The 14,073-nt window shown below is 68.5% G+C and carries 14 protein-coding genes; 5 read left to right on the top strand and 9 right to left on the bottom strand.

Features of this window, described 5'->3' with window-relative positions:
* Positions 1-19: 19 nt before the first annotated feature.
* From G6N28_RS21925 to G6N28_RS21905, 5 genes are all read right to left on the bottom strand, one after another.
* Positions 20-1,954 carry a peptidoglycan D,D-transpeptidase FtsI family protein gene (locus tag G6N28_RS21925; protein WP_163903966.1) on the bottom strand — a complete coding sequence of 645 codons (1,935 nt, stop codon included), beginning with the start codon at positions 1,952-1,954 and terminating at the stop codon, positions 20-22.
* Positions 1,951-3,009, bottom strand: coding sequence for a cell division protein FtsL (locus G6N28_RS21920; protein WP_163903964.1), 1,059 nt, complete (start codon positions 3,007-3,009; stop codon positions 1,951-1,953). Before G6N28_RS21920 ends, G6N28_RS21925 begins: the two co-directional genes overlap by 4 nt.
* Positions 3,006-4,178 carry a 16S rRNA (cytosine(1402)-N(4))-methyltransferase RsmH gene (rsmH, locus tag G6N28_RS21915; RefSeq protein WP_179962133.1) on the bottom strand — a complete coding sequence of 391 codons (1,173 nt, stop codon included), beginning with the start codon at positions 4,176-4,178 and terminating at the stop codon, positions 3,006-3,008. Before rsmH ends, G6N28_RS21920 begins: the two co-directional genes overlap by 4 nt.
* Entirely contained in the window at positions 4,153-4,584 is a 432-nt protein-coding gene (gene mraZ / locus G6N28_RS21910) for a division/cell wall cluster transcriptional repressor MraZ (protein WP_163903960.1), read from the bottom strand. Before mraZ ends, rsmH begins: the two co-directional genes overlap by 26 nt.
* Positions 4,585-4,842: 258 nt before the next feature.
* A complete protein-coding gene (locus G6N28_RS21905) occupies positions 4,843-5,244 on the bottom strand; it encodes an SCO2097 family morphological protein (RefSeq protein ID WP_163903958.1) in 402 nt (133 codons plus the stop codon).
* 222 nt (positions 5,245-5,466) lie between these two features.
* Between G6N28_RS21905 and G6N28_RS21900 the strand changes: the two genes are divergently transcribed.
* From G6N28_RS21900 to G6N28_RS21885, 4 genes are all read left to right on the top strand, one after another.
* Positions 5,467-6,075: a GNAT family N-acetyltransferase gene (locus G6N28_RS21900; RefSeq protein WP_163903956.1), complete on the top strand. Its 609-nt coding sequence runs from the start codon at positions 5,467-5,469 to the stop codon at positions 6,073-6,075.
* Positions 6,076-6,182: 107 nt separating this feature from the next.
* A complete protein-coding gene (locus G6N28_RS21895; protein WP_163906520.1) occupies positions 6,183-6,818 on the top strand; it encodes an LppM family (lipo)protein in 636 nt (211 codons plus the stop codon).
* Between the two features lie 103 nt (positions 6,819-6,921).
* Positions 6,922-8,010 carry a bifunctional (2E,6E)-farnesyl/geranyl diphosphate synthase gene (gene idsA2, locus G6N28_RS21890; protein WP_163903954.1) on the top strand — a complete coding sequence of 363 codons (1,089 nt, stop codon included), beginning with the start codon at positions 6,922-6,924 and terminating at the stop codon, positions 8,008-8,010.
* Positions 8,011-8,016: 6 nt separating this feature from the next.
* Positions 8,017-9,606, top strand: coding sequence for an alpha-(1->6)-mannopyranosyltransferase A (locus G6N28_RS21885; protein ID WP_163903952.1), 1,590 nt, complete (start codon positions 8,017-8,019; stop codon positions 9,604-9,606).
* On the opposite strand, the gene G6N28_RS21880 is transcribed toward G6N28_RS21885, so the two are convergent.
* A complete protein-coding gene (locus G6N28_RS21880; RefSeq protein ID WP_163903950.1) occupies positions 9,527-9,931 on the bottom strand; it encodes an Rv2175c family DNA-binding protein in 405 nt (134 codons plus the stop codon). The two genes, G6N28_RS21885 and G6N28_RS21880, sit on opposite strands and share 80 nt — an antisense overlap.
* A gap of 37 nt (positions 9,932-9,968) precedes the next feature.
* On the opposite strand from G6N28_RS21880, the gene G6N28_RS21875 reads away from it, so the two are divergent.
* A complete protein-coding gene (locus G6N28_RS21875; RefSeq protein WP_163903948.1) occupies positions 9,969-11,177 on the top strand; it encodes a protein kinase domain-containing protein in 1,209 nt (402 codons plus the stop codon).
* 8 nt (positions 11,178-11,185) lie between these two features.
* Here the strand turns inward: G6N28_RS21875 and G6N28_RS21870 are convergent, their stop codons facing one another.
* The 3 genes from G6N28_RS21870 to G6N28_RS21860 are packed head-to-tail and all read right to left on the bottom strand — an operon-like array spanning position 11,186 to position 13,975.
* Positions 11,186-12,592, bottom strand: a complete 1,407-nt coding sequence (locus tag G6N28_RS21870; protein WP_163903946.1) for a class II 3-deoxy-7-phosphoheptulonate synthase — start codon at positions 12,590-12,592, stop codon at positions 11,186-11,188.
* A gap of 52 nt (positions 12,593-12,644) precedes the next feature.
* A complete protein-coding gene (locus G6N28_RS21865) occupies positions 12,645-13,136 on the bottom strand; it encodes a polyadenylate-specific 3'-exoribonuclease AS (protein WP_163903944.1) in 492 nt (163 codons plus the stop codon).
* The gene (locus G6N28_RS21860; protein WP_170307942.1) at positions 13,136-13,975 is read right to left on the bottom strand and encodes a hypothetical protein; all 840 of its coding nucleotides are present in this window, start codon (positions 13,973-13,975) and stop codon (positions 13,136-13,138) included. Before G6N28_RS21860 ends, G6N28_RS21865 begins: the two co-directional genes overlap by 1 nt.
* Positions 13,976-14,073: the final 98 nt, after the last annotated feature.

Raw genomic sequence — 14,073 nt, 5'->3', positions numbered from 1 at the left:
GCAAGCAGGGCCGCCGGGCTCAGTCGGCGACCAGCACCAGCGGCGGGCCCGGATCCTTGGACAGCGGCACGTTCTGGCTGCGCAGCAGCCAAGACATGATGTTGTGGAAGAGCGGCGCCATCGAGCTGCCGGGCTCGCCGTCGGCGGTGCGGTCCGGGTCGTCGGCCATGACGCCCACGACGTAGCGCGGGTCCTCCGTGGGCGCCATGCCGGCGAAGGTAATCCAATAGACGTCGCTGTAGTAGCAGCCGCAGGCCGGGTTGATCTTCTGCGCGGTACCGGTCTTGCCCGACACCTGATAGCCCTCGATGGCGGCGTGCGGGCCGGTGCCCTGCTGCACGCCGCGCGGGTCGCGTTGCACGGGGGCGCGCAGCATCTCGCGCACGGTCTTGGCGGTCTGCGCCGATACCACCCGCACGCCTTCGGGACGGGGTTCCTCGGTGCGGGTGCCATCCGGGGCGATCGTGGTCTTGACGATGCGCGGGGGGACCCGCATGCCGTCGTTGGCGATGGTCTGGTACATCGCCGTCATCTGTAGCAGGGTCATCGAAAGACCCTGTCCGATGGGCAGGTTGGAGAACGTGCTGCCCGACCACTGGTCTATCGGCGGAACGATGCCTGCGCTTTCGCCGGGCAGGCCGACGCCGGTGCGTTGACCGAGACCGAAGCGGCGCAACAGTTCTGCGAACCGTTCCGGGCCGAGCCGCTGCGCGAGCATCAGCGTGCCGACGTTGGACGACTTCCCGAACACCCCGGTGGTGGTGTAGGGCATGACGCCGTGTTCCCAGGCGTCGCCGACGGTGACCCCGCCCATGTGGATGGAGCCGGGCACCTGCAGCACCTCGTCGGGTTGGGACAGGCCGTATTCGATGACGCCCGCGGCGGTGACGATCTTGTTGACCGAGCCCGGCTCGAACGGTGCGGACACCGAGGGGTTGCCGAGTTCGCGATTCTCCTGCCGCCCGATGTCCTGAGACGGATCGAAGGTGTTGTCGTTGGCCATCGCGAGGACCTCGCCGGTCTTGGCGTCCAGCACCACGGCCGACAGGTTCTTGGCCCCCGACAGGTTCTTGGCCTGCTGCACCTGCTGTTGTACGTAGAACTGGATGTCGTCGTCGATGGTCAGCACGACCGTGGAGCCGTCGACCGCGTCGTGGCGGTTGCGGTAGCTGCCGGGAATCACCACACCGTCGGAGCCGCGGTCGTAGGTGATCGACCCGTCTGTGCCCGCCAACACGGCGTCGAGCGAATCCTCAAGTCCGAGAAGGCCGTGTCCGTCCCAGTCGATCCCGCCGACGACGTTGGCGGCCAGCGAGCCGCCCGGGTACTGGCGCAGATCTTGGCGCTCCGCACCGACCTCGGGGTACTTGTCCCTGATCGCCTCGGCGATGGCCGGGTCGACCGCGCGCGCCAGATAGACGAATGTCTCGTTGCTTCTGAGCTTCTTGAGCACCGTCGTCGAGTCGGGCTTGTTGTTCAGTCGCGAGGCCACCTCCTTGGCGATCTCGCGCAGCCGTTCGTCGGGGTCGGGCGCCTCGGACGTCTTCGCCCTGGCCTCCTCCAGTTCCTTGCGCACCTTGAGCGGCTGGAACGTCAACGCTCGTGCCTCGATGGTGAATGCCAGCTTGTCGTTGTCGCGGTCGACGATCGCGCCACGCACTGCCTTGTCGACGTCGGTGACCTTGAGTTGGCTTGCCGCTTCGGCGCGTAGGCCCGCGGCGCGCGGCACCTGAAGGTTGAACAACTGGGCGGCGGCCACGACCAGCAGCAGGAAGATCACCGCGTTGCCGGTGCGGTGCCGGAACACGAACGAGGCACTGCGCAGCCCGGTGTCGACGATGGGTGCGCGGGTGCGACGCGCCTTGGCCGACCGCTCCTGCGTGGCGGGTGCGCCCTTGGCGGGGCGGGCTTTCGGCTTCGCCCCGCGCCGAGTCTTGCGGTCGGCGCGGCTCATGCCGGATTGCCTACCGCAGGCGCGGCCGCCGGAAGCGGTTGCTGGGCAGTGGGCATCGGGCCGGGAAGTCCCTGCGCGGGCACGTGCAGCGTCTGCCCGTCAGGCGGGGCGAGCGCGGGCGGCTGGGCGGGTACCGCCTGCTGGGGCACCGGTGGGGATACCGCGTACGGGACCTCGACGCCGGGCGGCACCTGCGCCTGCGGTAGCGCGTCGGGCACCTGCGCCTGCGGTAGCGCGCCGGGCACCTGCGCCTGCGGCAGCGCGCCGGGCACCTGCTCTGTCGTGGACGGCAACCGGACCGAGCGCTCCAGCGGTTCGATCACCCGGGGCCCAGGCGCGGCAGAAGGCGGCGGCGACGGGGTCGCCTCCGGCAGCGGGGTGTTCAGCGGTGGCGGCGGCACTCCCTCGGCGGGTTTGGGCGTACCGACCACGATCCAGTTGCCCGCGGGATCCTGCACGAGGTGCGCGGTGTCGCGCGACGGAATCATGCCCAGATCGCGGGCCGCCTCGGCCAGCGCGGGCGCGGCTTGCGCTTCGAGCACGTCGCGCTCCAGCGCTTCCTTCTGCTGCAACAGCGCCTGGTTGGTCTGGCGGGCGTTGCCGAGCTGATAGGAGCGCTCGGCGGCGTCGGTGGACAGCCACAGCGTGATGCCCAGACCGAGGCCCAGCGACCCGATGACCAGCACGACGAACGGCACCCTGGCGACCAGCGTTCGCGGATTGAGGTCGATCGACGCGAGCTTGACGATGAGCCGCTCACGAAGCGGAGGACGAACGACCTTGGGCGCCTTGGCTTTACGCGCCTTGGCCCGGGCTTTGGCCTGGCTGGTGTTCTTGGGCCGCGCCGAGCGCTCGACCGGACGACGGATGGGACCGGTCTGCGGCGCCGACCGCGTCGGGCGCTGCTCGCGGGTGGGTTTGCGCCGCGGCGGCGCGTCGGCCGGGCGGCGCTGTGCGGCGCGGGCGTTACGCACGTTGCGGGCATTGCGTGGGTTGCGTCGACGCTCGTCGCTGTCGCGGACGGGCGCCTTGCCTTTCGCTTGCTTGGGTCTCACGCGACTCCCTCCACCTTTTCCAGTGCGCGCAGCCGCACCGGGGCACTACGCGGGTTGCGTTCAACCTCCGCCGGCGTTGCCCGTTCGGCGCCGCGGGTCAACGCGGCGAACTGTGGTTCGTGACCGGGCAACTCGACGGGCAGGTCCGCAGGGGTACGGGAGGCGGTTGCGGCGGCGAACGCGCGCTTGACGATGCGGTCCTCGAGGGACTGGTAGGACATCACCACGATCCGGCCACCCGGCGCCAACGCGGTGAGCGCCGCGGGCAGCGCCGCGCGCAGCGAGTCCAGTTCGCCGTTGACGACGATGCGCAGCGCCTGGAAGGTGCGCTTGGCCGGATGCCCGCCGGTGCGCCTGGCCGGCGCGGGGATCGCCTCATACAGCAGTTCGACCAGATCGCCGGTGGTGGCGAACGGTCGACGGGCGCGACGGCGGATGATCTGCGCGGCAATGCGATTGGCGAAACGCTCCTCACCGAACTCGCGCAGCACTCGGGTCAGCGACTTCTCGTCGAAGGTGTTGACGACCTCGGCGGCGGTCAGCGTCGCGTCCGGATCCATCCGCATGTCCAGCGGCGCGTCCGCCGAATAGGAGAACCCGCGCTCGGTGCGGTCGAGTTGCATCGAGGACACGCCGAGGTCGAACAGGATGCCGTCGACTTTGCTTGCCCAGTACCCGGTTTCGGTGAGCACCCCCTCGATGCCGTCGTAGCGGGTGCGGACCAGCATCACCCGATCGCCGAACGGGGCCAGCCGCTCCCCTGCGATCCACAGGGCGTCGGGGTCGCGATCCAGCCCGATCAGCCGCAGACCGGGAAGTTCGGAGAGGAACCGCTCGGCATGTCCGCCGGCGCCCAGGGTGGCGTCGACCAGCACCGCTCCGGTGCCGTCGGCGCTGTGCCGGGTCAGCGCCGGCTTGAGGAGCTCGACGCAGCGGTCGAGCAGGACCGGCACGTGTCCGTGAGGATCCCGGACCATCGCAACACCTCTCGCATGTGCCCCCGAGTCGTCGCGTCCGGCCGGCCGCGTGCCCGCTGCATCGGGGTCCCTGTCCGAGAGCACGGACCTGGCGTTGGGGAAGTACGCCAGGGCCGGTTCGGGCAGAGGCCGCGGTGCAGGGGCACCGAGCCGGTCGGCCACCGAGTCAGATGATGTCGTGCAGAGCTTCATCGGTGGCCGCTGAGAAGTTCTCTTCGTGGGTCTGCTGGTACTCCTGCCATGCCGCTGAATCCCAGATCTCCAGGTAGTCGACCGCCCCGATCACCACGCATTCCTTGGACAGGTTCGCGTAGCGACGGTGGTCGGCCGACAGCGTGATTCGGCCTTGTGCGTCGGGGTGCTGTTCGTCGGTGGCCGCGGCGAGGTTTCGCAGGAACGCACGGGCTTCCGGGTTGCTCCGCGTTGCCTGCGACGCTCGTCGTGCCAGTTTCTCGAACTCGGCGCGCGGATAGACGGCAAGGCTGTGATCTTGGCTCTTGGTGACCATCAACCCTCCTGCCAGCGCGTCGCGGAATTTGGCGGGCAGCGTGAGCCGCCCCTTGTCGTCGAGCTTCGGCGTGTAGGTGCCGAGAAACATCTCGCCAACCTCCTGCCGATCAACGGAACCCCGGTCGCTCCGCTGTCCGCCACTTTACCCCACAATCCCCCACTTTGCCCCCAAAGCTCCGTCACAATGTCGTGGTGTCCCCACCAAGCGCCACCCGGGCTCCGAAGCCGATGCGATGCGGACCACAAAACCCCAGCTCACTGGCGTGGGGGGAAGTGGGGAAGCTCGGCAAGCAATAAAAAAGGGGCGGCCCCTACGGGCCACCCCTTGACTCGATCGGTGAACGGTCTATTCGTCGAACCGGCGACGGAAGCGGTCTTCCATCCGGCTGGTGAACGACCCGCCCGAACCCCTGACCCGCTTCTGGCGTTGTGCGCCCACCTCGGGAGCGCGGTCTCGGCCTCCGACGATGCGCGGGCCGGTGATGGCGAACACCACGCCGCCGAACATCACCACGAAGCCGAGAACGGAGAGAATCGGAAACCCGCTGATCTGCGTGGCGGGAAACGCGACGCCCGAGACCAGCAGTGCCAGCCCGACCACGAAGAGCGCAGCGCCCTGCAGCCGGCGCCGCGCCGAGGGAGCTCGCAGAGTCCCACCACGAACGCTCGACGCGAACTTGGGGTCCTCGGCGTAGAGCGCGCTCTCGATCTGGTCGAGCATGCGCTGCTCATGATCGGAGAGTGGCATTCGTCCCTCCCTCGCAACCCGGGCCGACCCGGCCATCTCACATTTAACGTGCGCACCCGCCTCAACGGGCACCTAACAGTCATGATACGAGGTCAGTCTGAGCCGTACCACCTAGTTGGATGCTCGATTGTATGACGGGCACCGCCGCTGGGAGTCAGCGGCGTGTTCACCGAATAATGGAATGGGACCACACCGCACGAACCTCGGAGAGGGCGAGACCAGTTGGCGACATTTCTCATCGATCTGTCGCCGAGCGATATGCAACGCCGGCTCGGTGACGCGCTTGCCGTGTACGTCGACGCGATGCGGTATCCGCGGGGCACAGAGGCGCAGCGCGCGTCGATGTGGCTTGAGCACACCCGCAGGCAGGGCTGGAAGGCCGTTGCCGCGGTCGAAGTCCCTGACCAGAACGCCGGACGCGGAACGGCGCCGGACACCGCCGTGCTGGCGTCGGCGCCGATGCTGGGCATCGCGTACGGCTACTGCGGCGCCCCCGACCAGTGGTGGCAGCAGCAGGTCGTGGCCGGTCTGCACCGGGTGGGGGCGGACCGCTCACGGATCTCCGAGCTGATGACGAGCTACTTCGAGCTCACCGAGCTGCACATCCACCCGCGCGCCCAAGGCCGCGGTCTCGGTGAGGCGTTGGCGCGCCGGCTGCTGGCCGGCCGCGACGAGTCTCACGTGCTGTTGTCCACACCCGAGATCAACGGCGAGGCGAACCGCGCCTGGCGGCTCTACCGCCGGCTGGGCTTCACCGACGTCATCCGGGGTTACCACTTCGCGGGGGATCCGCGGGCATTCGCGATCCTCGGCCGGTCACTACCGTTGTGATCGCCGCGATGCGGCGACACGCTTCGGCCGCCCGGCCCGTCTGGCACGATGACCACGTGCCGGCCCTCCTGACCCGCGACAGCAGAACCCGGCTGCTCGCCGTCGTCATGTTGTTGCTCGTGGTGTTGCCGACAGCGGTCGGATGTGTCCGGGTCCGGACCTCGCTCACCGTCTCCCCCGACGACCGGGTGTCCGGGCAGATCGTCGCGGCGGCCAAGCCCCGCAACGCCGACGACAAGGGCCCGCAGTTGCTCAACAACCTGCCGTTCGCCAACAAGGTGGCGGTCTCGGAGTACGAGCGCGACGACTACGTGGGCTCGCGGGCGGTGTTCTCCGACCTGACGTTCGCCGAGGTGCCGCAACTGGCCAACATGAACCGCGACGCCGCCGGTGTCGACATCTCGTTGCGCCGCGCCGGCGATCTGGTGATCCTCGAGGGCCGCGCCGACCTCACCTCGCTCAACGATCCGGAAGCCGACGTGTCGTTGTCCGTGTCGTTTCCCGGCGAGGTGACCTCGACCAACGGTGAGCAGGTCTCCACCGAGATCGTCGAGTGGAAACTGCGCCCGGGCGTGGTCAGCACGATGAACGCCCAGGCGCGCTACACCGATCCCAGTGCCCGCTCGTTCACGGGCGCCGCGATCTGGCTTGGCTTGGGATCGTTGCTGGTGGCGGGCATCATCGGCGCGCTGGCCTACATGAACCGCGACCAGTCCCCCCGCGTCGGCGAACGCCGGCAGTAGCCACCGCGTGGCCGCGCCTGAGTTGCTCATTGCCGGACGGCAGGCTCTACTCTGAATGCATTCGGGCCGGTCCAGCGCACGGAGAAAGGGGCGCCCTCTGAGCGTGCACACAGCGGCACCGTCGGCCGCGCAGTTAGCCGGCGCCGTCACCGAGCAGCTGCGGCAGGTGCTGGCCGAACGCGCCGAGGACGGCGCCTACATGGGCGCCGCCTACGGCGAACTGACCGCCGCCCTGGAGGAATTCGTGCTGCGCGGCGGTAAGCGGCTGCGGCCCGCCTTCGCCTACTGGGGCTGGCGTGCGGTCGCCGATCGCCGCGACGACCCGCTCGACCCGCGGGTGCTGCGATTGTTCTCCGCGCTCGAACTGCTGCACGCCTGCGCGCTGGTGCACGACGACGTCATCGACGCCTCGGCGACGCGCCGCGGCCAGCCCACGGTGCATCGGATGTTCGCCGACCGGCACCGCAACGCCGGCTGGCACGGCTCCGCTGAGCAGTTCGGGATGTCGGCGGCCATCCTGCTCGGCGACCTCGCGCTGGTGTGGGCCGACGACATCGTCGCAACGGTGGACCTGCCTGCCGATGCGCAGCGACGGGTGCGCCAGGTGTGGGCCGCGATCCGGTCGGAGGTGCTCGTCGGCCAGTACCTCGACATCGTCACCGAGGCCAGCGGCGCCGACACGGTGGAGTCGGCGATGACGGTCAACCTGTACAAGACCGCCTCCTACACGATTTCGCGGCCGCTGCAGCTCGGCGTGGCCGCGGCCGCCGACCGGCCCGAGGTCCTCGCGGCCTTTCACGAGATGGGCACCAACCTCGGTGTCGCGTTCCAGCTGCGCGACGACGTCCTCGGCATCTTCGGCGATCCGGCAGTCACCGGGAAACCCTCGGGTGACGATCTGCGGTCGGGCAAGCGCACCGTGCTGTTGGCCGAGGCGATCGAGTTGGCCGAGAAGAACGATCCGGCCGCGGCCGCACAGTTGCGGGCCGCGATCGGCACCGAACTGTCCGACGTCGAGGTCAAAGAGCTGTGCCAGACGATTGAGTCGGTGGGTGCGCTGGCCGCCGTCGAGCACCGGATCGACGAGCTCACCCAACGGGCTTTGGAGATCCTGGACACCGCACCGATCGACGAACACGCCAAAGCCGGTCTGTCCGAGCTCACCAGATTGGCCGCGAACCGGTCCGCATAGAAGGTCATGACAACTCCGACATCGACACACCCGCCCAGAAGCGGGGTCGCACAACACATTTCCCGACTGGTTTCGTTCGCGACGTCACCGCAGGCCCAGTCGGCACGGTTGGGCTTTGTGGGCGCGGTGATGATCGCGGCGGGCGGGCTCGGCGCAGGCAGCACCCGGCTGCACGATCCGCTGCTGGAATCGCTTCACCTGTCGTGGCTGCGCTTCGGGCACGGGCTGGTGCTGTCGTCGGTGCTGTTGTGGGGCGGCGTGGCATTGATGCTGGCGGCGTGGCTGTGGCTGGGCCGCCGCGTGATCGGGCGCACCACAACCGAATACACGATGATCGCCACGACGGGGTTCTGGCTGGCGCCGCTGCTGTTGAGCGTTCCCCTGTTCAGCAGGGACACCTATTCGTACCTGGCCCAGGGTGCGCTGCTGCGGGACGGGCTCGATCCCTATGCGGTCGGCCCCGTCGACAACCCGAATTCGTTGCTGGACAACGTGAGCCCGATCTGGACGACGACGACGGCGCCGTACGGGCCCGGCTTCATCCTGATCGCCAAGTTCGTCACGCAGCTGGTCGGCGAAGACATCGTCGCGGGCACGATGCTGCTGCGGCTGTGCATGCTGCCCGGTCTGGCGCTGCTGATCTGGGCGGCGCCGCGGGTGGCCCGTCATGTCGGCGCCGACGGCCCGACCGCGCTGTGGATCTGCGTACTCAACCCGCTGGTGATCATCCACCTGATGGGCGGCGTGCACAACGAGATGCTGATGGTCGGACTGATGATGGCAGGCATCGCGTTGTCGCTGAAGGGCCACCACGGCTGGGGGGTCAGCCTGATCGCCGCTGCGGTCGCGGTGAAAGCCACCGCGGGCCTGGCTCTGCCGTTCATGGTGTGGGTATGGGCGCGTGACCTTCAGTCCAGGCGCGGCTACGGCGCGCTCAAGGCCTTCATCGTGGCCACGGTGGCGTCCGCGGTGGTCTTCGTCGCGGTGTTCGCGATCGTGTCGCTGATCGCCGGGGTCGGGCTGGGCTGGCTGACCGCCCTCGCGGGCTCGGTGAAGATCATCAACTGGCTGACCGTCCCGACCGCGGCGGCCAATCTCATCAACGTCATCGGCAGCCTGGTCGTCCCGGTGAACTTCTACGCCGTGCTCGACATCACCAGGATCATCGGTATCGCGATCATCGCCGTCTCACTTCCGTTGTTGTGGTGGCGTTTTCGCCATACCGACCGGGAGGCCCTGCTCGGCATCGCCTGGGTGATGGTCGTCGTGGTGTTGTTCGTGCCCGCGGCGTTGCCCTGGTACTACACCTGGCCGTTGGCGGTGGTGGCGGCGCTGGCTCAGAGCCGCCAGGCGATCGCGGTCATCGCGGGGTTGTCGACGTGGATCACCGTGGTCTGGAAGCCCGACGGGGCGCACGGAATGTACTCGTGGACACACGTCCTGCTGGCCACCGCTTGCGCCGCGGTGGCGTGGTACGTGCTCTATCGCACGCCCGACCGGCCGCGACGGCGGGCGGTCAGTACGCCATCGCCTGGGCCCGGCGAACCACCTCACGGGCCTGGTGAGAATGAAGCGCGTCAACCGGCCGAGCGTTGAGCTGGTTCTCGGTGCTGCCGTCACGGCGGATGGTCAGCGACGGGTCGGCAGTGAACAGCCAGCGCATGATCTCGGTCTCGTGATATCCGCCGTCCTGCAGCACGACGATCAGCCCGCTCAGGCACTTGACCACATGGCCGGTGTGGTCGAAGAAGATCTTCGGCACGACCACCTTGCCGTTGCGCCGCACGCCGATCAGGTGGCCCTCCTTGAGGTGCTGGTGCACTTTGGACACCGGTATCCCGAGCAGATCGGCGACCTCGGGCAGGTCATATACGGCTTCGTCGGGATCGAGAACATCTTCGGCAGCCGGAATGGTGCTCACCGCATCGAGTCTAGGTCTCCTGCGCCATCTCGTTAACATGTCTTCGGTGGAAGCCAACCCGCAGGTGGATCCCCTCGCCGGGACCGTGCTGGACGGTCGGTACCGGGTCGACACGATCATCGCCACCGGAGGCATGTCGGCGGTCTACCGCGGCCTGGATCTGCGCCTCGACCGGCCCGTCGCGGTGAAGATCATGGACTCCCGCTACGCCGGCGACGCCCAGTTCCTCACCCGCTTCCAGCGTGAGGCGCGTGCGGTGGCGCGGCTCAGCGACCCTGGCCTGGTGGCCGTGTACGACCAAGGCCTCGACGGTCAGCAACCGTTTCTGGTCATGGAGCTCGTCGAGGGCGGCACGTTGCGGGAACTGCTGCGCGAGCGCGGCCCGATGCCGCCGCACGCCGCGGCGGCGGTGCTGGCGCCGGTGCTCGGCGGCTTGGCCGTCGCCCACCGGGCCGGGCTGGTCCACCGCGACATCAAACCCGAGAACGTGCTGATCTCTGATGACGGCGATGTCAAGATCGCCGACTTCGGCCTGGTGCGGGCGGTGGCCGAAGCCAAGATCACCTCGACGAGCGTGATCCTGGGGACGGCGGCGTACCTGTCGCCGGAACAGGTCGCCACCGGCAATGCGGGACCACGCAGCGATGTGTACGCCGTCGGCGTCCTGCTCTATGAGCTGCTCACCGGCGTCACCCCGTTCACCGGTGACAGCGCCCTGGCCGTGGCATATCAGCGGATGGACAACGACGTTCCCGCACCCAGCACCGTGATCGCGGGTGTGCCAACACAATTCGACGAGCTGGTCCTGCACGCCACCGCCCGCGAGCCGGCGCAGCGATACGCGGACGCCGGAGATATGGCCGACGAACTTGCGGCCGTCGTCGACGAACTCGGGCTGCCGCCGTTCCGGGTGCCGGCGCCGCGCAACTCGGCCCAGCACGCGTCGGCGGCGCTGCACCACAGCCGGTTCGCGGCCACCGAGGTCACCGCCGGGCCACCCACGCCGGGCGCGCCTGCACCGCGGCAGCGCACCCGCGAGTTCACCCGCGACGACCTGATGCCCGTGGAGCCCGAATATCGGCCTGTCACAGGGCAATTCGCCGGTATCGACCTCGACGAGTTCTACTGGGCCCGGCAGCGCGCCAAGCGAGCCGGGTGGTTCTGGCTGCTCACGGTGTTGACGCTCACCGGCCTGACCGCGGCTGCGGCGTGGACGCTGGGCACCAATATCTCGGTACTTCTCTGACGCGTGTCCTAGTCGCGCAGCATCTCGGCGACCAGGAACGCCAACTCCAGGCTCTGCTGCGTGTTGAGCCGGGGGTCGCAGGCGGTCTCGTAGCGGCCCGCCAGGTCGGTGTCGGAGATGTCTTGCGCCCCACCAAGGCACTCGGTCACGTTCTCGCCGGTGATCTCGACGTGGATGCCGCCGGGATGGGTGCCCAGCGCGCGGTGCACCTCGAAGAATCCCTGCACCTCGTCGACGATGCGGTCGAAGTGGCGGGTCTTGTACCCGTTGGACGACTCGTGGGTGTTGCCGTGCATCGGGTCGCACTGCCAGATCACCTGGTGGCCGGTGGCCTGCACCTTCTCGATGATCGGCGGCAGGACGTCCCGGACCTTGTTGTTGCCCATCCGGGTCACCAACGTCAACCGGCCGGGCACGTTGTTCGGGTCGAGGCGCTCGACGTACTCGACGGCCAGTTCCGGCGTCATCGTCGGGCCGATCTTGACGCCGACCGGATTGGCGATGACCTCGGCGAACGCGATGTGCGCACCGTCGAGCTGGCGGGTCCGCTCCCCGATCCACAGGTAGTGCGCCGACAGGTCGTAGAGCTTGGGGGAATGCTCCCCGACCGTGCCCTCGGCGTCCTCGGTGGACAACCGAAGCATCGCGCGCTCGTAATCCAGCACCAGCGCCTCGTGGCTGGCATAGATCTCGGCGGTCTGCAGGTTACGGTCGTCCACACCGCACGCGCTCATGAACGTCAGCCCGCGATCGATCTCGCCCGCCAGGGCCTCGTAGCGGGCGCCCGCCGGCGAGGTGCGGACGAACTCGCGGTTCCAGTCGTGCACCTGGTGCAGCGAGGCCAACCCCGACGAGGTCAGCGCCCGCACCAGGTTCATCGCGGCGCTGGCGTTGGCGTAGGCGCGCACCAGCCGCGACGGGTCGTGCTCGCGGGCGGCGGCCTCCGGCGCGAAGCCGTTGACCATGTCGCCGCGGTAGGACTTCAACCCGAGCGCGTCGATATCGGAGGACCGCGGCTTGGCGTACTGCCCCGCGATCCGGGCCATCTTGACCACCGGAACGCTGGCGCCGTAGGTCAACACCACCGCCATCTGCAGCAGCGTGCGGATGTTGGCCCGGATGTGCGGCTCGGTGTTGTTCACGAAGGTCTCGGCGCAGTCGCCGCCCTGCAGCAGGAACGCCTCGCCGCGGGCCACGTCGGCGAGCAGGCCCTTGAGCCGCTCGACCTCGGCGGGCACCGTCACCGGCGGGACGCTCTCCAACACCGTGCGCATGGTCTTGGCCTGGTCCGGGTCCCAGCTGGGTTGCTGCACCGCCGGCTTGGCCAGCGCGGCGTCCAGCCGTCGCCGCAGGTCATCGGGGAGCGGCGGCAGCACAGGCAGCTGGTCGATGGGGATGTCGACGGTCCAGTTCACCAGTTCATGGTAGCGAGCCGCGAAGTCGGTGCTTCTACCGTTGAGCGGGTCATTACCGGCTCCCCGGGCCCTCGGTGATCACCCGGAACCGCAGCAGGTTGTCTCGCGCGTCGACCAGGGCGTCGTGGGCGTCGCCCGCCCGCGGCGGCAGCGGCGGCGAACCCCGGTCCTCCCACAACTGGCGCAGTTCGCGGGTGAACCGCGGCATCGTCGGCGGCAGCTCGGTCATCGGGCCCCACAGCTGGCACAACACCACATGGTCGTAGGCCCCGACCCAGGCCCACAGCTCGATCGGTTCGTCACCGTCGAGGCCGAAGAAGTCCTCCAGATCGGAGCGGATCTGCCGTCGTGACCGCCATACCGCGGACGACGGCGACGGCAGCTTGGGCAGCACATGCTTGCGGACCCAACTGCCCGCGCGTGCCTCATCGAATTCAGTTGAGACGGCGTAGTACTCACGCCCGTCCTCGGCCACGACACCGATCGAGATCAGCTCGATGGTCCTGCCATCGTCGATGAACTCGGTGTCGTAGAAATAGCGCACTAGGCAGGTTCCTTGTCGAGTTGGTCGGCTCCGGCCCGCGAAGACGGTGCCGGTGCGGCACGGATTTCGCGATCGAGTTGTTCGTTGACCTTGGCATCGTCGGGAAATCTCGGCATCCCGGCGATGGCGTCCTGCAGCCACAGTTTGGCCTGCACCACGGGTCGCCGCAGCCACCTTTCCCGCTCCAGCGCGCGATGCATCTTGTGGGGCCGGTTGGTGTAGCGCCAGCGTGCCCACGGCGCATGCGGGCGCGACAACCGGATGGCACCCACGACCAGCAGGGGCGTGACGAACATGCCGATCAGGCCGGTCCACACCTTGCCCTTGAGCAGCACGACCACGGCCAGCAGCAGGGTGAGCACCGCGATCGCGACGACGCTGGCCCGCGCGGCGAACGAGTGGTTCTCGCGCCAGATCCCGATGTCGAAGAACGACAACGGGTTGAAACCCAGGATCAGCAGGCCGGCCACCGCCACCGCGGCGAACACCGCATCCACCGACGTCCGGCCGTCCTCGCTCCAGTACACATCCTCCAAATGCAGGATCAACGCGAACTCGTCGAGCACCAGCGCAGCGCCGATTCCGAAAATGATTGCCGCCGCCGTGAATTCGGGTACTCCCCCGTCAACCGCCAAAGTCACCATCGTCACCCCGGAGAACATGACCAGGATCACGCCGATGACCACGTGGTGGATGTGCAGCCCACCCGTGCCGATGTTGCGCGGCTGCCACCACTTGCGTGGCGCGTCGCTGTCCGCATGGCTGCGGATGTACCGCACGATCGTGCGGGTGACGAAGAACGTCACGATGAAGGCGAGCAGGCAGAACGTCAGCGGCATCCGCCCGGGCGGGATGGCGAAGTCGAAGTTCAGGCTCGCGGGCACGCAGAGAACTTACGCCGACCTGCCGGTGACACGGCCGGGATACCAGCCGACTC

Origin of the sequence: Mycolicibacterium pulveris, assembly GCF_010725725.1 — a bacterium.
Lineage (GTDB): Bacteria > Actinomycetota > Actinomycetes > Mycobacteriales > Mycobacteriaceae > Mycobacterium > Mycobacterium pulveris.
The sequence above is the reverse complement of the archived record's forward strand: the minus strand, read 5'-3'. Positions and strand labels throughout refer to the sequence as shown.